The sequence below is a fragment of the Urbifossiella limnaea genome (genome assembly GCF_007747215.1).
GTDB lineage: Bacteria > Planctomycetota > Planctomycetia > Gemmatales > Gemmataceae > Urbifossiella > Urbifossiella limnaea.
Window position 1 is genome coordinate 6,831,745 of record NZ_CP036273.1, and the last position, 16,350, is coordinate 6,848,094.

11 protein-coding genes are annotated in these 16,350 nt (G+C 73.0%); 4 read left to right on the forward strand and 7 right to left on the reverse strand.

Annotated elements, in window-relative coordinates:
- Positions 1–75 precede the first annotated feature (75 nt).
- A complete protein-coding gene (locus ETAA1_RS27770; protein ID WP_145243878.1) occupies positions 76–1,548 on the reverse strand; it encodes a S10 family peptidase in 1,473 nt (490 codons plus the stop codon).
- Positions 1,549–2,089: 541 nt separating this feature from the next.
- Between ETAA1_RS27770 and ETAA1_RS27775 the strand changes: the two genes are divergently transcribed.
- Positions 2,090–3,655: a leucine-rich repeat domain-containing protein gene (locus tag ETAA1_RS27775; RefSeq protein WP_145243879.1), complete on the forward strand. Its 1,566-nt coding sequence runs from the start codon at positions 2,090–2,092 to the stop codon at positions 3,653–3,655.
- A gap of 30 nt (positions 3,656–3,685) precedes the next feature.
- Here ETAA1_RS27775 and ETAA1_RS27780 read toward each other — a convergent pair whose 3' ends face one another.
- The 4 genes from ETAA1_RS27780 to ada all read right to left on the reverse strand — a co-directional run bounded on the left by ETAA1_RS27780 (position 3,686) and on the right by ada (position 8,802).
- Positions 3,686–4,015 carry an EthD family reductase gene (locus ETAA1_RS27780; protein ID WP_145243880.1) on the reverse strand — a complete coding sequence of 110 codons (330 nt, stop codon included), beginning with the start codon at positions 4,013–4,015 and terminating at the stop codon, positions 3,686–3,688.
- A gap of 10 nt (positions 4,016–4,025) precedes the next feature.
- Complete coding sequence (locus ETAA1_RS27785) at positions 4,026–5,375, reverse strand: DUF1501 domain-containing protein (RefSeq protein ID WP_145243881.1); 1,350 nt, start codon at positions 5,373–5,375, stop codon at positions 4,026–4,028.
- A 9-nt stretch (positions 5,376–5,384) separates the two neighbouring features.
- Positions 5,385–7,715, reverse strand: coding sequence for a PSD1 and planctomycete cytochrome C domain-containing protein (locus ETAA1_RS27790; RefSeq protein WP_145243882.1), 2,331 nt, complete (start codon positions 7,713–7,715; stop codon positions 5,385–5,387).
- 64 nt (positions 7,716–7,779) lie between these two features.
- Positions 7,780–8,802, reverse strand: coding sequence for a bifunctional DNA-binding transcriptional regulator/O6-methylguanine-DNA methyltransferase Ada (ada, locus tag ETAA1_RS27795; RefSeq protein WP_202920458.1), 1,023 nt, complete (start codon positions 8,800–8,802; stop codon positions 7,780–7,782).
- A gap of 185 nt (positions 8,803–8,987) precedes the next feature.
- Here ada and ETAA1_RS27800 point away from each other — a divergent pair, with 185 nt between their 5' ends.
- The 3 genes from ETAA1_RS27800 to ETAA1_RS27810 all read left to right on the forward strand — a co-directional run bounded on the left by ETAA1_RS27800 (position 8,988) and on the right by ETAA1_RS27810 (position 14,419).
- Complete coding sequence (locus ETAA1_RS27800) at positions 8,988–12,518, forward strand: DPP IV N-terminal domain-containing protein (protein WP_202920459.1); 3,531 nt, start codon at positions 8,988–8,990, stop codon at positions 12,516–12,518.
- Between the two features lie 16 nt (positions 12,519–12,534).
- Positions 12,535–13,308, forward strand: coding sequence for a tRNA (guanine(46)-N(7))-methyltransferase TrmB (trmB, locus tag ETAA1_RS27805; protein WP_145243885.1), 774 nt, complete (start codon positions 12,535–12,537; stop codon positions 13,306–13,308).
- A gap of 67 nt (positions 13,309–13,375) precedes the next feature.
- Positions 13,376–14,419 carry a DUF3500 domain-containing protein gene (locus ETAA1_RS27810; RefSeq protein WP_202920460.1) on the forward strand — a complete coding sequence of 348 codons (1,044 nt, stop codon included), beginning with the start codon at positions 13,376–13,378 and terminating at the stop codon, positions 14,417–14,419.
- A gap of 55 nt (positions 14,420–14,474) precedes the next feature.
- Here the strand turns inward: ETAA1_RS27810 and ETAA1_RS27815 are convergent, their stop codons facing one another.
- Together ETAA1_RS27815 and ETAA1_RS27820 are read right to left on the reverse strand one after the other, a co-directional pair.
- A complete protein-coding gene (locus ETAA1_RS27815) occupies positions 14,475–15,038 on the reverse strand; it encodes a hypothetical protein (RefSeq protein WP_145243887.1) in 564 nt (187 codons plus the stop codon).
- Positions 15,039–15,051: 13 nt separating this feature from the next.
- Positions 15,052–16,266 (reverse strand): PQQ-binding-like beta-propeller repeat protein, encoded by a 1,215-nt coding sequence (locus tag ETAA1_RS27820; protein ID WP_145243888.1) that lies wholly within the window; start codon positions 16,264–16,266, stop codon positions 15,052–15,054.
- Positions 16,267–16,350 lie beyond the last annotated feature (84 nt).

Below are 16,350 nucleotides of genomic sequence, written 5' to 3' on the forward strand. Positions count from 1 at the left end.
AGGATGAGGGATGAGGGATGAGGGACGAGGGACGGAAGCCGACCGGTTCTGGCTTCATCCCTCATCCCTCATCCCTCATCCCTTTTGAAGGAACGCCGCCACGTCCGCCCGCAGCTTCACCAGCGACGGCCGGTGGACGTACATCATGTGCCCGGCCTCGTAGTACGTCATCGTCACACGCCCCAACAACCCGCGGTCGTTCGCCAGGTGACTCATCGTGTACTTCGTCGCCGCGTACGGCGTCGCGAGGTCGTAGTACCCGTTCGCCACCAGCACGCGCAGGTCGGGGTTCTGCGCCATCGCGGTCCGCAGCGCCGGCGCCACGTTCAGGTACCGGTTACTGGCCGTGCCGTAGTTCCACGGCTGCACGCGCCCCGTGAGAATCTCGTACGGCAGGTCGCTCTCGTACTTCAGCTCGCCGCGGAGATAGCTGTTCAGCCCTTCGGTGTACGTGCCCTGCACGGCGGCGTAGCTGGGGTCGTACTCCGGTCGCTCGCCGGCGTCGGTGCTGTCGCGGCCGAGGTAGCGGCTGTCGAACCGGCCGACGGTGCGGCCGCGGTCGCGGAGCAGCTCGCGCATGAACCGCTGCCCCTCGACCCGCAGGTCGTTCCGCAGCACGAACTCCTCGCTCAACCCGGTGAACCGCGCCACCTTCGCCGCGATCGTCTTCCGCTCCGCGTCCGTCAGCTCCGCCCCCTTGAACAGCGCCTGCTGGTACTCGCCGGCGGCGAACGCTTCCGCCTCGGCGAGCGTCTTGGTCAGGCTCGTCTGCAACTCGGGGGCGAGCTTCTTGTGGTACCACGCGGTGGCGGTGTAACCCGGCAGGTACAGCGGGAACGGCAGGTCGTTCCCCTCGTCGAAGCGGATGGTACCGAAGTTCAGCACCGCCGACACCAGCACGACGCCGTTCAGCCGCATGCCGAGCTTCGACTGCATGTGGTTCGCCAGGGCCGCGGCGCGGGTGGTGCCATAACTCTCGCCGGCGAGGTACTTGGGGGAGCCCCAGCGGTTGTTCCGCGTGACGTAGAGGCGGATGAACTCGCCGACGGAGGTCAAGTCTTCCTGCACGCCGTGGAACTGCTTGGCGTTCTTCTCGTCGGCGGCGCGGCTGAACCCGGTGCTGACGGGGTCGATGAACACCAGGTCCGTCAGGTCCACGAGCGAGCCCTCGTTCTCGACCAGCTTCGCGGGCGGCGGCGTGGGCTGGCCGTCGTCCGTCAGCGCGACGCGCTTGGGGCCGAACGCGCCCATGTGGAGCCACACCGATGACGACCCCGGCCCGCCGTTGAAGCAGAACGTGAGCGGCCGCGTGGCCGGGTCGGCGCCGGGCTTCGTGTAGGCGACGTAGAAGACGCTCGCCTGCGCCTTGCCGTCCTCGTCCTTGAGGACGAGCGTGCCGGCGGTCGCGGCGTACTCGACCTTCTTGCCGCCGAGGGTGACCGCGTGCTGGGTGGCGACCGGGGGCGTGTCCTTGGTGCGGTCCTGGGCGGCGGACGGGAGCGCGGCCGCCGCGAGGGCGACGGCGAGCGCGACGGCCGGGCGGGTCATCGTGGCGGTCCGGGGGTGTGGGGCGGAGAGGTGAGGTGAAGCTATCGCCGGCGCGGGGCCGAGTCCAGCGGCGAACGCCAACCGGCGGCCGCCGGCCGCGCGGGAACGCGGTCGAACGGCCGCCGGCGGCGGGGTGTCGGGTTTCGGCACAGACGCGCCCTCCGGGCCGCACACGTTTGCCAGGGGCTTGCAGGGTTGCTCCTGCGGCCAGTCGCCCGGACGACCGGCACCCCCGACGCCTCCTGAAGGAGGCCGGCGTGGCTCGCGTTGGGACCCACGGGTCGAGGCGGGGTTGACCGGCCACTCTTGTTGCGCGGTTCCGGGCCGCATCGAACTCAGGCTTGAACCCCACCCGACACCTCATCAGGCAGCATACGGAACGCCCGTTCACTAATCAAGGGCGGTGGCGCGTATTCGCGCGTGCCGTCCCGATTTCGGCCACCCCGCCCGTGGCCGCTCCCCAGCCCCAACTCACAGACGTACGCCGTGGTATGATGGCGGGCGGCCGGCGTCATTCTTACATCTCTCCGGGATGATCCTCATGCCCGCTCGCATCGCTCTGCTCACACTGTTGGCCGTGGTCGGTGGCGGGCTGTTGCGCCTGGGCGCCGACGCACCGCGTTCGCCCGATGCACCGCGCCTCCCCGAACTCCGCGCCGCGACAGCGGCCGAGGTTGACGCGGTCGAGGCCGCCGTCCGCGCCGTCGGCGGCGGGCTCACCCGCCGCGACCGTGAAGCCAGCGGCGACGTGCCCGACCTACACCGACGGCTCCACACCATTAATCTGGGTCACCCCGTCACCGCGGAGCAGATTGACCGCCTCCCGGACCCGGACTTCGGCTACGCCCTGTGGGTGGTCATCGACCCCACCACGCCGCCGGGGCTTCTCGCCCGCCTCGGCCGGCTCCGGCACCTCCGCCGGGTGTCGGTCGACGTCCGCGCCATCCCGGACGAACCCTGGCACATGCGCGACGGGGCGCCGCCGTCGTTCGCCGCAGCGCGCGTGGCCGAGCTCGCGGCCGTGCCGCACCTCGAAGAACTGTTCCTGAACCGCGGGATGACGGAAGCCGGGTTCGGCGACGACGTGGCGGCGGTGCTGCAGGCGTTCCCCGCTTTGCGCGCGGTCGGCACACTCACCGGCCTCAGCGACACCGGGGCGGCGACACTGGCGCGGATGCACCGACTCGAGCGACTCATCGTCGGCGGCCCCGGCCTGACCGACGCCGGGTTCGCCCGGTTGTCCGCCCTGCCGCGCCTCCGCGACCTGTGGGTGCAGAACCGACCGCCGCTGTCCGCCGCGTCGCTTCGCCCGTTCACCCTCCGCCCGCGGCTGGTCCGCCTGGTGGTGCAGCTCGACGGGGCCGAGGCGGCAGAGCAGGTCAGCCGCATTCACACGCTCGAATACCTGTCGCTCGGGATGCGCCGGCGCGAGGGCGGGGTCCGGCCGGAACTCCTACCGCTGGCCCGACTGCCGCGACTCCGGCAGTTCCAGCCCGGCGAGTACGGCTCCGACGAGGAGGCGGAAGTGTTGTCGCGGTTCCCGGCGCTGGAGTCCGCCGTGCTGTTCCGCGGCACCGACACAGGGCTACGATCCCTCACACGAATTCGCACGCTCCGCAATTTGCAACTGCTGTCCCCGGCCGTGACCGATGCCGGGCTGGCCGCGGTCGCCACGCTGCCGCGCCTGGAGACGCTGGGAGTGACGACCGGCCCCGGGGTCACCGACGCCGGCCTCGACGCACTCGCCGCCGCGCCGCGGCTCGCCAGTCTGGCGGTGGGTACCGGCGCGTCATCGGGACGGGTGTCGTACACCGAGGCCGGGCTGCGCCGGTTCGTGGCGGCGCGGGGGCCGCGCCTCACGGGGCTGAGCACATCGCACCTCGGGCTTGGTGACGACTTTGTGACGTTCCTGGCGGCGACCGCCCCCAACCTGTCACGGCTCGGGCTCGGGACGGAGCGAGGGATCACCGACGCGAGTGTGCCGGCGCTGCGGACACTGCCGCGGCTGCGGTCGCTGGACGTGGGCGGGTCGTCGAGCGGCCGGCCGGGGCTGAAGGAGTTGGAGTATCAAGTGCGCGGCGTGCAGATCGTGCGACGTTCGCGCTGACCAGACGCAAGAAGATTGACGCACCAAGCGTCACCCGCCGAGCGAGTACGGGATCAGTACGTCCTCGTCGTTGAACAGGAAGGTGACGCCGCCGGTGGCGAAGTTCGGCACGTCGGCGATGGCCGCCTGCCCCTCGGGCGATGCGAGGATCGCGTCCAGGTCGGCGCGGGAGGCGGCGTATAGGCCCACGATCAGGTAGTACGGCGGCCGCTCGCCCGGCGTCGCCGACTCGCACTTGCCGATCGTCCAGCCCAGCAGCCCGCGCATCCGCCGCGCCAGCGGCACGTGCACGTCGTGGTAGTAGCGGTCGAACGCCGCCGGGTCGGTGGGGTGGCCGTACAGCACGGTCAGGCGGGTCACGGGCACGTCCTCACGCCAGGATCGGGCGGATCACCTCGCCGGCCACGTCCGTCAGCCGGAAGTCGCGGCCGCTGTGGCGGTACGTCAGCTTCTCGTGGTCCAGGCCCATCAGGTGCAGGATCGTCGCGTGCAGGTCGTGGACGCTCACCCGGCCGTCCACCGCGCGGAAGCCGAACTCGTCCGTGGCGCCGTGGGCGTACCCGCCCTTCACCCCGCCGCCGGCCAGGCACAGCGTGAAGCCGTAGTGGTTGTGGTCGCGGCCGTCGCCGGCCTCGCTCACCGGCGTGCGGCCGAACTCGCCGCCCCACAGCACCAGCGTCTCGTCCAGCAGGCCGCGCTGCTTCAGGTCGCGGAGCAGCGCCGCCACCGGGCGGTCGATCTCGCCGCACTTCTTCTGCAGCTCGGTGTTGATCCGCGCGTGGTGGTCCCAGCCGCCGTTGGACACCTGCACCACCCGCACGCCGCGCTCGACGAGCCGCCGCGCCAGCAGGCACCCGGCGGCGAACTCGCCGGGGCCGTACATCTCGCGCACCCGCGCCGGCTCGCGGCGGGCGTCGAAGGCGTCGCCGGCGGCGGCCTGCATCCGGAAGGCGGTCTCCATCGCCCGCACCCGCGCCTCCAGCTGCGGGTCGGCGCCGGCCGCGGCGGCGTGGGCGCGGTTCATCTCCTGGACGGCGTCGAGCTGGCGGCGCTGGCGGTCGGGCGTGAGGTCGGGGTTGCGGAGGTGGCGGATCATCCGCTCGGGGTCGGCCGACTGCGTGCCGACGCGCGTGGCCTGGAACTGGCCCGGCAGGTAGCCGGTGCGCTCGAACCCGGCCTGCCCGAAGCCGTTGCCGAACGACACGAACCCCGGCAGGTCGTCGGTCTCGGCGCCGAGGCCGTAGCTCACCCACGCGCCGACGCCGGGGTGAACCGCGTCGGTGCGGCCGGTGGCGAGGAAGTTCGCGGCCGGCGAGTGGTTCGGGTTGATGGCGTGGACGGCGCGGAGCACGCACAGGTCGTCGGCGCAGGCGCGCAGGTTCGGCAGCAGGTCGCTGACGGGGAGCCCGCAGCGGCCGCCGGGGCGGAACGCGAACGGCGACGGCATCAGCCCGCTGGTGACGCGCTCGGTGCGGAGGTCGGCGGCGGGCGGGCGCTGGCCGGCGTGGCGGGCGATGGCGGGCTTGGGGTCGAACGTGTCGAGGTGGCTCGGCCCGCCGGCCATGAACAGCACGATGAGCCGCGTCGCCCGCGGCTTGTGGTGCGGCGCCCGCGGCGCGGCGGCGACGGAGCCGCCGAGGAAGCTGGACAGGCCGAGGAGGCCGACGCTGCCGCCGAGCTGGCGGAGGGCGGCGCGGCGGGTGACGGCGGGTAACACCATGAGAGTCCGTCAGTCCAGGAACAGGAACTCGTTGCTCACCAGCAGCGCCTGCGCGAGCACGTCCCACGCCGCCGGCTCGCCCGCCAGCGCCAGCCCCGCCGCCGTCTCGGCCGCGGTCGGGCCGCGGAGCAGCACGCGGCGGTACAGCTGCCGCATTACGTCGCGCGGCGAAGAAGCGTCGCGCGCCGCCAGCCGGGCCACCCCGACCGCGGCGCCGCGGACGAACGGGCTGTTCAGGAAGTACAGCTGTTGCAGCGGCGTGACCGTCGGCTCGCGGCGCTCGCCGTGGGCCTTCGGGTCGGGGAGGTCGAACAGGCGGTGGACGTCGGCGGCGCGCTGCCGGCTCACCTTCCCGTACACCGTGCGGCGGACCGCGAACGGGCCGTCGAGGTCGTCCGACGGGCCGCCGCCGCGCAGGTCGAGCCGGCCGCTCACCTGGAGCATCGCGTCGCGCCAGCCCTCGACTTCGAGCCGCTTCCGGTGGCCGCGCCACAGCCAGCGGTTGTCCGCGTCGCGGGCGGCCGATTCGTCGTCCGCCCGGCTCGCCTGCCGGTACGCCGCCGACAGCACCAGCTCGCGCACGAGCCACTTCACCGACCAGCCGCTCGCCACGAACCGCGCCGCCAGATCGTCCAGCAGCTCGGGGTGCGACGGCGGCTCGCCGAGCGCGCCGAAGTTGCTCGGCGTGGCGACGAGCGGCCGGCCGACCACCCAGCCCCACACGCGGTTGACGAACACCCGGGCCGTCAGGCCGCGGGCGTCGGTCACGATCGCCTCGGCCAGTTCGCGGCGGCCGCTGCCGCTGCGGAACGGCGCCGGCTCGCCCGCCGACAGCACCCGCAGGAACCGCCGCGGCACCGGCGCCGGGCCGGGTTTCATCGGGTTGCCGCGGACGAACACCGGCAGGTCGCGCGGCACGCCGGCCTTGTAGGTCAGGCTGGTCCACGCGCCGCCGTCGGCCGTCACCCACGTCCCCGCGTCGCGCACCGCCGGCGTGACCGGCCCGGTGTACAGCTTCTTCTCGCGCTCCTTCAGCGCCGCCATCTCGGCGTCGTACTTCCTGGCGTCGCGGTCGAACGGCGCCGGGTCGCGGCCCTCCTTCGCCGCCGTGCCGCGCAGCTCCCGGGCGTACCCCGCCCGCATCCCCGACTCCATGAGCCCGAGCCGAACGGCGGCCAGCTCCTCGGTGACGGCGTCGGGGTCGGCGATGAGCGGCCGCTCGGCCAGCTGCGTGCTCGCCATCACGCCGGCGAGCGCGTAGTAGTCCTCGCTCGAAACGGGGTCGAACTTGTGGTCGTGGCAGCGGGCGCACGCCACCGTGAGGCCGAGGAACCCGCGGGTGACGGCGTCCACCCGCTCGTCCCACTCGTCGGCGACGATGCCGGCGATCACGTCCTCGGCCAGCTTCGGCTCCTTGTGGTACACCGGCGACAGGCCGAGGAACCCGAGCGCCGCCAGCTCTTCGGGCGCGAGCCCCGGCAGCAGGTCGGCGGCGAGCTGGCGGCGGACGAAGTCGTCGAACGGCAGGTCGGCGTTGAGCGCGGCGACGACCCAGTCGCGGTAGCGGAACGGGAACCGCGGCGGCTTGCACGTCGATTCGCTGGTCGAGTGGTCCTCGGCGTAGCGGGCCACGTCGAGCCAGTGCCGCGCCCACTTCTCGCCGAACCGCGGCGACGCCAGGAGCCCGTCCACCAGGCGCTCGTAAGCGTCGGGCCGGCCGTCGGCGACGAACGCTTCCACCTGCTCGAAGGTCGGCGGCAGGCCGATGAGGTCAAAGTACACACGGCGAACGAGCGTGCGGCGGTCGGCGGGCGCGGCGGGGCGGAGCATCAGTGTGTCGAGCTTCGCCAGCACGAAGTGGTCGTGCCGGCGGGCCGGCCAGTCGGGCCGCGACACCGCCGGCAGCGGTTGCTCGCGGAGTGGGCGGAACGACCAGAACTGTTTCGCCGCGGCCGGGTCGCGGGTCGTGGGTCCGGCCTGCGCCGCGCGACCTTCGGGGAGCACGGCCCCGGCCTTCACCCACGACCGCAGGTCGGCCACGGCGCGGTCCGGCAACTTCCCCTTGGGCGGCATCGCCGGCGCGTCCGGGTGGTACTCGACGGCCTTCAGCAGCAGGCTCGTCGCGTCCTTTGGCACGACGGCGGGGCCGGAGTCGCCGCCCTTGCGGATGCCGTCGGGGGTGTCGAGGGTGAGGCCGCCCTTGGCCTTCTTCGCGGCCGCGGAGTGGCACGCGTAGCAGTGCTCGGCGAGCACGGGGCGGACCTTCGACTCGAAGGCGTCGTCGGCGCGCGCCGCGGCCGGCAGGAGGGCGAGCACGAGGGCGGCCGCGAGGCGGGGCATGGAGCGTGGTCGTGAGGGGGGCGGGGGCGGGTAGGGGAAGTGTACCACGCCCCGCGGCGGCGGGCTAGCGGCCCCCGGCGGCCTCGCGCTTCAGCAGCTCGGCCTTCCGCGCCACGCCCCAGCGGTAGCCGGTCAGCGCGCCGGTGGCGCCGACCACGCGGTGACACGGCACCGCCACGGACACGTGGTTCGTGGCGCACGCCCGCGCCACCGCCCGCGCCGCGGTCGGCTGCCCCAGCTGCTCGGCGAGCTTCGCGTACGTCGTGGTGGTGCCGGCGGGGATGCGGCGCAGCGCCTCCCACACGCGCACCTGGAACGCCGTGCCGCGCAGGTCGAGCGGCAGGTCGAACGCCGCCGCCGGCGCCTCCACCAGCGCCACCACGTTCGCCACCGTGGCGCCGAACGCCGCGTCCGCGGGTTGAACGTCGGCCTTCGGGAAGCGGCGGCGCAGCTCGGCAGTCAACTCGTCCGCGTCGTCACCGAGGAAGACGGCGCACACGCCCACGGCGGTCGCCGCGACCAGCACGCGGCCGAGCGACGAGTCGCCGACGGCGAAGCGGATCACCTCGCCGCGGCCGCCGGCACGGTAGGCCGCCGGCGCCATGCCGAGCGCGGCCGGCGCCGCGGCGTAGAAGCGGCTCGCGGAGCCGAACCCGGCCGCGGCGGCGGTGACGCTCGCGCCGGCGGCGAGTTGCTCCCGCGCCCGCCGGCCGCGCTCGGCGGCGGCGTACGCCTTCGGGGTGACGCCGACGACACTCTTGAACACGCGGTGGAAGTGGAACCGGCTGAGGCCGGCGGCGTCGGCCAGTGCAGCGAGGTCGGGCGGCTCGTCGGCGGCGAGGCGGCGGCACGCTTCCGCGACCGCGGCGCCGTGCCCGGCCGCGGGGCCGCAGCGCTTGCAGGCGCGGAAGCCGGCGCGCTCGGCGGCGACGGCGGTGTCGTGGAAGCGGACGTTGGCGCGGTTCGGCCGGCGGGCGGGGCAGCTCGGCCGGCAGTACACGCCGGTGGTGCGGACGGAGTAGACGAACGCCGCGTCGGCGGCGGGGTCGCGGCTTGCGAGGGCGGCCCAGCGGTCGTCGTCGGTCACGGGCGGGCTCCGGGATGGTGCGGGAAGTGTACCGGCGTGGGGGACGCGCCGCGCCCCGGTTCTTGCGGGCGAATCGGGAATCCGTCAGGTCCGCCGCTCGCGGCGTAGCGCCGCGGCGCTACGCCGCGAGCGGCGGAAGATACCTACAATCCCCGCACCCTCCCCCCGCACACCCCGGAGCTGTCGTGCCCCGCGCCGCCCTCGCGCTGCTGTTGCTCGTCGCCGCCCCCGCCGCGGCCCAGGAGCCGCGCACCCCCGCCGAGCGCGCCGACTTCGCCGCCGCCACCCGACACGCCGACGTGGTCGCGTTCGGCGAGCAGCTGGCGAAGCTGTCGCCGCGGCTGAAAGCGTCCACGTTCGGCACCAGCCACGAAGGCCGGCCGCTGCCGCTGTGGGTGCTCGCCGACCCGCCCGTGAGTTCGCCCGCCGAGGCGGCCAAGAGCGGCAAGCTGGTCGTGCTCGCGTTCGCCAACATCCACGCCGGCGAGATCGACGGCAAGGACGCCCTCTGCGCCCTGGCCCGCGACCTCGCCGCCGGCAAGGACGCGCCGCTGCTCAAGGACCTGGTGGTGCTGCTGGTGCCGGTGCTGAACGCCGACGGCAACGAGAAGATCGACCCGAAGAACCGGCCGAACGAGCCGAACCCGCCGGGCGGCGTCGGCAGCCGCGAGAACGCCCAGGGGTTCGACCTGAACCGCGACTTCGTGAAGCTCGAAACCCCCGAGGTGCGGGCGCTCGTCAAGCTGATGACCGACTGGGACCCGCTCGTCGTCGTGGACTGCCACACCACCAACGGCAGCAAGCACCGCTGGACGCTCACGCACGACGGCCCGCGCTACCCGACCTGTGACAGCGACCTGTCACGCTGGGCGCACGCCACCCTGCTGCCGGAGGCGGGCAAGCGCGTGAAGGCCGCCACCGGCTTCGACACCGGCCCCTACGGCAACTTCGCCGCCGACCGCACCCGCTGGGAGACGTACCCGGCACTGCCGCGCTACGGCATCCAGTCCGTCGCGCTGCGGAACCGCATCGGCGTGCTGAGCGAGTCGTACAGCTACGCCCCGTACCGCGACCGCGTGACGGCCAGCGGCGCGTTCGTGAAGGGCGTCTTCGAGACGGCCGCGGCGAAGAAGGACGACGTGACGCGCGTCACGACGCGCACCCCGGCCGCGACCGCCGTCGTGCCGCTGCGGACGAAGACGGTCGCCCACGCCGACCCGCTCTCCGTTCCCGGCTTCGACCAGGACGCCCCTAAGGACATCGCGCTGTCGCACGTCGCCCGCACCGAGGCGGCGCACGCGGTGGCGCGGCCGGCGGCTTACGTGGTGTCGCCGAAGTGCGCCGACGCGGCGGCCACGCTGCGCCGGCACGGCGTCGCCGTCGAGGAGCTGCGCGAGGACGTGTTGCTCGACGTGGAGGCGTACCGGCTCGACCGCGTCGAGGAGGCGGCGAAGGCGTTCCAGGGGCACAAACTGCGGACGCTGACCGTCACGAAGCGGACCGAGGCGCGGACCGTTCCCGCGGGCGCGCTCGTGGTCCGCACGGCTCAGCCGCTCGGCACGCTCGCCGCGTACCTCCTCGAACCGGAGGCCGAGGACGGCCTCGCCGCGTGGAACCTGTTCGACGGCGAGTTGCGGCCCGGCGCCGACTTTCCCGTGCTGCGGGTGCTGAAGCTGCCGCCGGTGCTCACCGGCGCGCCGAGGCCGCTGCCCGAGAGCCGCAAGGCGCTCAAGACGATCACCGAAGAGATGCTGGTCGGCGGCGGCGGCGGGTTCACGTTCGGCCTCGCCGGCAACCCGGCGAGCGGGATCCAGTGGCTCGACGACGGCGAGCACTTCCTGCAAACGAAGGGCGGCGCGACGCTAAAGGTTCACGCCCGCACCGGCCGCTCCGAACCCGCCGCGAAGTCGGACGCGCCGAAGAAGGGGCCGCCCGCGAAGGGGCCGCCCGCGAAGGTGGACGGCCGCGGCGACCTCAGCACGCCGTCGCCGGACGGCAAGCGCGTGGCGTTCGTCCGCAAGGGGAACCTGTTCGTCGCCGCCGCCGACGGCAAGGACGAGACGCAACTGACCGACGACGGCGGCAAGGCCGACGTGCTGAACGGCAAGGCCGACTGGGTGTACTTCGAGGAGCTGTTCAACCGCAGCAGCCGCGCCTTCTGGTGGAGCCCCGACAGCGAGAAGATCGCCTTCCTCCGCTTCGACGACACGCCGGTGAAGCGATTCCACCTGGTGGACGTGCAGGACGCGAACGGCAAGCTGGAGTCGTACCCGTACCCGAAGCCGGGCGACCCCAACCCGCTGGTCACGATCGGCGTGGCGAGCGCCGCCGGCGGCCGACCCGCCTTCCTCGACCTGACCGGCTACCCGCCGGCCGACACGCTCGTGGCGCGGGTCGGCTGGATGCCGGGTGGGAAAGACGTGTACGCCTACCTCCAGAACCGCACCCAGACGTGGCTCGACTTCGTGGTGTGGAAGGACGCGGGCGGCCCGCCGGTCAAGCTGTTCCGCGACACCACCGGCGCCTGGGTGGACGAGCCCGGCGCGCCGCGCTTCCTGCCCGACGGCTCGTTCCTGTTCGCCAGCGACCGCACCGGCTTCCGCCACCTGTACCACTACGCCGCGGACGGGAAGCTGAAGGCCGCCGTGACCGCCGGCGACTGGGAAGTGCGCGAGGTGCTGCGGATCGACCCCGACGCGGTGTACGTCACCGGCACGAAGGACGGCCCCACGCGGCTCCACCTGTACCGCGCCGCGCTCTACGGCACGAAGCTCGAGCGCCTGACGGACTCGGGCGGGAACCACACCATCACGCTGGCGCCGAAGGGGAACCTGTTCCTCGACCGCACCACCGACGACGCCACGCCGACGCAGGTGTACGTGAGCGAGGCGGGGAAGGGCCGCGTGCGCACGGTGGACACGAACCCCGTGTACGAGCGCGAGCAGTACCGATGGGGCAAGTTCGAGGCGGTGACCGTCCCCATGCCGGACGGGTTCAAGCTGAACGGCACGCTGGTGTTCCCGCCCGACTTCGACGCGGCGAAGAAGTACCCGGTGTGGGTGTTCACGTACGCCGGCCCGCACGCCCCGACGGTGAAGGAGGGCTGGGGCGGCGGCCGCATCATGGACCAGGCGCTCGCCGCGACCGGCGTGGTGATCTTCCGCGTGGACCCGCGCTCGGCCAGCGGCCAGGGGATGAAGGCGGCGTGGAGCGCGTACAAGCAGCTCGGCGTGCAGGAGCTGAAGGATTTAGAAGCGGCGCTGGACTGGCTCGGGAAGCGCGGCGGGTGGATCGACCGGTCGCGCGTCGGCATCAGCGGGCACAGCTACGGCGGGTTCATGACGGCGTTCGCGCTGACGCACTCGAAGACGTTCTCGGCCGGCATCGCGTCCGGCCCGGTGACCGACTGGGGGCTGTACGACACGATCTACACCGAGCGCTACATGCTGACGCCGAAGGAGAACCCCAAGGGGTACGCGGCGAGCTCGGTGGTGGGCGCCGCGAAGAACCTGCACGGCAAGCTGCTGCTCGTCCACGGCCTGATGGACGACAACGTTCACGCCCAGAACACGATGAAGCTGGCGGACGCCTTGCAGCAGGCGGGGAAGGACTTCGAGCTGATGATTTATCCGCGGGCGCGGCACGGCATCGGCAGCCCGCACTTCCTGCGGCTGCAGCTGGGCTTCATCCGGCGGACGATGGGGGTGGCGCCGTAACCCGTACCCTATCCCCATGCACCCCCCCGAGCAGCCGCGGCCCGGCGACGTGGAGCGCGAGTTCGGCGTCGCCTTCCCCGGCCGCATCGCCGAGCCCACGAAGTGGACGCAGACCGCCCTCAAGGCCATGCCCGCCGACGGCCGGCTGAACTGGCGCGAGCTGTTCGGCCGCGACGCCCCCGTCGTACTCGACGTGGGCTGCGGCAACGGCCGCTTCCTCATCGGCTCCGCCCTCACCCGCCCCGACCACGACCACCTCGGCACCGACATTCTGCCGGTGGTCGTGCGCTACGCCCGCAAGCGCGGCAACCAGCGGGCGCTGGCGAACGTGCGGTTCGCGGTGCTCGGCGGCCTGGAGTTGGTCGAGCGCTACGTCGAGCCGCACTCGGTGGCCGAAATCCACTGCTACCACCCGCAGCCCTTCTACGACCCGGCCCAGGTTCACCGCCGGCTCGTCACGCCGAACTTCCTTGCGGCCGTGCATCGCGCCCTGATTCCCGGCGGGCTGTTCGTGGTGCAGACGGACAACCCCGGGTACTGGAAGTACGTGCGGGAGGTGGTGCCGGTGTTCTTCGACTTCCACGAGCGGATCGGCCGGTGGCCGGACAGCCCGAAGGGGCGCACCCGCCGGGAGATCGTGGCGCTGAAGAAGGGGCTGCCGGTGTTCCGCGGCCACGGCACGGCGAAAGCCGACCTGAGCGAGGATGAGGCGATCCGGCTCGCCGACGCGCTGCCGGCCCCGGTGTTCGACGCCGACCGCCGGCTGCGCGACCTCGACCGCCTCGGATAACCCCTTCTCCGCCGGCCGCCGGCGGCGTATCCTTCGCTCAGACCGCCCGCCCCCCGGAGCCCCTCCCATGCGCCTCCGCCACGCCCTCCCGGCCGCCGCCGCCGTCGGGTTCGTCGCCTTCGCCCTCGTCGGCCAGCCCGCCCCGGCCACCGCGCCGAAGATGACCGCCGCCGCCAAGGCCTTCCTCGGCACCCTCACCCCCGACCAGCAGAAGGCCGCCAACCTGCCGTTCGACAGCAAGGCTCGGCTGGCGTGGTTCTTCACCCCGCAGCAGACCAAGGAGCGGCAACCCAACCGCGTCGGCGTCCGCCTCGAAACCATGACGCCCGCCCAGAAGGCCGCGGCGCTCGACCTGCTCAAGACCGGCCTGTCCGCCGACGGGTTCAAGCAGGCCACCACCATCATGAGCCTCGAAGGCATCCTCGCCGACCTCGAAGGCGCGAAGGGGGCGATGGTCCGCAACCCCGGGTGGTACTTCGTCACCGTGTTCGGCGAGCCCGGCACCGCCGGCGCGTGGGGCTGGCGATTCGAGGGGCACCACATGTCCGTCAACTACACCCTCGACAAGGGGGCCGTGGTGTCGGCGACGCCGCTGATGTTCGGCGCCAACCCGGCCGAGGTGAAGGCCGGCGACCGCAAGGGGCTGCGGACGCTGCCGGCGATCGAGGACCACGCGCGGGCGCTCATCAAGTCGCTGACGCCGGACCAGGACAAGGTGGCGAAGCAGCCGACGCCGAAGGGCGTGGAGGGGTGGGAGATCAAGGAGAACAGCCCGACCGCGGACGTGGGCGCGCCGAAGGGGGTCGCCGCCGACAAGCTCGACGCCGCGCAGCAGAAGGCGCTCGCGGCGCTGCTGCGGGCGTACACCGACCGGATGCCGGCGGACCTGGCCGCGGCCGAGGCCGACCGCGCCGCGAAGACGCCGCCGGGGGCGATGCACTTCGCCTACACCGGCTCGGCGGAGGTGGGGCAGCCGTACACGTACCGGGTGTACGCGCCGGAGTTCGTGGTGGAGTTCCTGAACGTGCAGGCCGACTCGGCGAAGAACCCGGCGAACCACATCCACAGCGCCTGGCGGCGGCTGCCGGGGGATTTCGCGGCCAGTCGATAGTGGTTAGCCGCTTGCGGCGTAGCGACCTCACGCCGCTACGCCGCAAGCGGCGGAATCAGACCGGCGGCTCCTCGTCCGTCTCGTCCGCGGGGCCGGGCGGGCGGCCGCCGCGGTTCATCCGGTTCATCCGGTCGTTCTCCTTCGCCTGCCGGTGAACGGCCAGGTCGCGCTGCAGCTTCGCCTCGTGGTCCGCCTTCAGCAGCCGGTACTGGGACATCCAGTAGCGGCGCGTCGCCCAGAAGTCGAAGACGGCGAGGCACCCGGCCACGAACACCAGCCCCAGGATGCCGACCCAGTACGCGGCCACCGTCCGCGTGAAGTCCTTGTCGGCCCGGTCCTCGTCGTCGGGGATCGGCACGCCGCTGCGGTCCTTCCGCGCGATCTCGTCCACCCGCGCGTCCATGCCGGACAGGTAGTAGACGGCGATGAGCCCGCCGATCATCACCAGCACCGTGCCGGTGGCGACGCGGCGGCGGACCTGGCCGCGGAGGTACGCGCGGTCGTCGCTCGGCAGGTAGCGCTCCGTGCGGAGGCGCGCCATCGCCCGCCGCTGGCGGAGGGCGGTGCCGGCGCCGAACAGCACCAGCGCGGCGGCGAGGACGAGCCCGACGGCGACCACGGCGGCACCCGGGTTAGCGGATCGACACGCACACCAGTTCGGTCTCGTCGCGCAGGAAGACCCGGCCGTCGGCCAGCGCCGGGTGCGCCCACGTCGGCCCGCACACCTTCGCCCGGCACAGCTCGCGGAACGCCGCCCGCTCGCCGCTGAACACCGACAGCGAGCCGCCGTCGTCGAGCATCAGCACGTTGCCGTCGGAGCCGACCACGAGCGCGGCGTGGTACTTGCCCACGTCCGGCTTCTCCCACCGCACCTGACCCGTGGCCGCGTCCACCGCCCGCAGCGTGATCTTCGGGTTGATGCTCAGCTTGCCGTTGAGCATGAACAACGTCTCGCCGTCCTTGCCGAACGCCGGCGTCGAGAAGTAGCAGTTCAGCTGCGGCGCCGCCCACGCCTTCGTCGGGGCGGCGCCGCCGAGCTTGAGGGCCACGCTGCCGAGCGTCACGGAACTGCCGTAGACGACGCCGTTCTTGACCAGCGGCGACGTGGCGCTCTCCTGGAGCAGGTCGCGGAACGGGTAGCGCCAGCCCTCCTTGCCGGTGTCGGGGTCGAACCCCGCCAGCCCGGCCGCGGTCAGGAACACGACCTGCTTCGCGCCACCCACGTCGGCGACGACCGGCGACGAATAGCTGGCCTTGTCGTCGGTGGCCTTCCACGCCAGCTTGCCGGTGGCGGCGTCGAACGCGGCCACGCCGGCGCCCTTGCCGCCGACGTTCACGAACACCTTCCCGCCACTGACGAGCGGCGACCCGCTGACGCCGAAGCTCAGGTTCGGCGCCTTGTACTCCTTGAGCGTGTCCACCTGCCACAGCACCTTGCCGTCGGCCGCGTCCCAGCACGCCAGCACGCCGGTGCCGCCGAGGGTGTACGCCTTGCCGTCCACGATTGCCGGGGTGCCGCGGGGGCCGTTGCCGAACGGCGGGCTGAACGCGGCGCGGGCGTAGCTCTGCTCCCACTTCTTCTCGCCGGTGGCGGCGTCGAACGCGGCGAGCGCGTCGGCGTCCTTGCCCTTCGGCTGGTAGAAGGCGTAGACGAGCCCGTTGGCCACGACCGGCGAGCTGTGCGACTCGCCGACCGGCTGCTTCCACAGCGTCTTGGGCGTGCCGGTCCAGGGGGCGATCTTTTCGGGCGACTGGTTGTCGCGGGTGGGGCCGAGGAACTGCGGCCAGTCGGCGGCCAGGAGGGCGGGGACGAGCGCGAGGACGAGGGCGGCCGGGAAGCGGGTCACGGGTGCGGCCTCTGGGGTGAAAGGGAAGAAGCGAGCCGAGCCCCGTGAGGGGCCGGGTGAGCTTCACGTCACCCGGCCCCTCAC

Excerpts from the sequence above, each read along its gene's own strand:
- trmB (WP_145243885.1), top strand. The coding sequence starts at position 12,535 with ATGCACCCCCCCGAGCAGCCGCGGCCCGGCGACGTGGAGCGCGAGTTC.
- ETAA1_RS27770 (WP_145243878.1), bottom strand. The coding sequence starts at position 1,548 with ATGACCCGCCCGGCCGTCGCGCTCGCCGTCGCCCTCGCGGCGGCCGCG.
- ETAA1_RS27785 (WP_145243881.1), bottom strand. The coding sequence starts at position 5,375 with ATGGTGTTACCCGCCGTCACCCGCCGCGCCGCCCTCCGCCAGCTCGGC.
- ETAA1_RS27790 (WP_145243882.1), bottom strand. The coding sequence starts at position 7,715 with ATGCCCCGCCTCGCGGCCGCCCTCGTGCTCGCCCTCCTGCCGGCCGCG.
- ETAA1_RS27810 (WP_202920460.1), top strand. The coding sequence starts at position 13,376 with ATGCGCCTCCGCCACGCCCTCCCGGCCGCCGCCGCCGTCGGGTTCGTC.
- ETAA1_RS27775 (WP_145243879.1), top strand. The coding sequence starts at position 2,090 with ATGCCCGCTCGCATCGCTCTGCTCACACTGTTGGCCGTGGTCGGTGGC.